The sequence below is a fragment of the Thiospirillum jenense genome, from assembly GCF_014145225.1.
Lineage (GTDB): Bacteria > Pseudomonadota > Gammaproteobacteria > Chromatiales > Chromatiaceae > Thiospirillum > Thiospirillum jenense.
In genome coordinates this window covers 1-653 of record NZ_JABVCQ010000102.1, presented here as the reverse complement: position 1 = coordinate 653, position 653 = coordinate 1, and the positions used below count along the sequence as shown (strand labels likewise).

The window sequence follows — 653 nt, the reverse complement described above, 5'->3', positions numbered from 1 at the left end:
GAACGCATCGGCTGGGTGAGCGTGGGCAGTTACACCGGCGGCGGGGCGCACACCTACGCTAATGACGGTGCGACCACCTACGGCGTCAACCACAACCCCGATCACACCCTGTCGGGTTACGCCTGGTCACCCAACGTCGGCTGGATCAAGTTCAATCCCACCGACGGCGGCGTCAGCATTGACCCAGCAACCGGCTATTTTTCCGGCCACGCTTGGGGCGAACGGATTGGCTGGATCAAATTCGCCGGGACCGCGCAGAACAGCACGGCTTACCGCGTCGCAGTGCAAAATTACACCGTCACGCCAACGGCGGGCAGCGGCGGCACGGTCAATCCCAGCGTTGCCCAAACTGTTTTACAAAACGCGCCGCTCCAATTGACCGTCACCCCCGCCGCTAATTACACAACCGACAACGCCGTCACCGGTGACTGCCCCGCCGGCAGTTGGAACGGCAGCGCCTACACCACCGGCGCTATCGTCGCCGACTGCGCAGTGGGTTTCAGTTTCACTGCTAACTCCGGCGGTGGTGGCGGTTATGTCCCGCCGCCCGCTGATCCGCCGCCGGTGATTCCGCCAGTTGATCCGCCGGTGATTCCGCCAATCACGCCACCAGTGAATCCGCCGATCATTCCGCCGTTGATTGATGATGATAA

Annotated in this window: 1 protein-coding gene; it reads left to right on the top strand. The window is 62.5% G+C overall.

Annotated elements, in window-relative coordinates:
• Window positions 1-653, top strand: a 653-nt coding sequence (locus HUK38_RS14700) for a hypothetical protein (RefSeq protein WP_202985590.1), incomplete at both ends; no start/stop codon positions are given.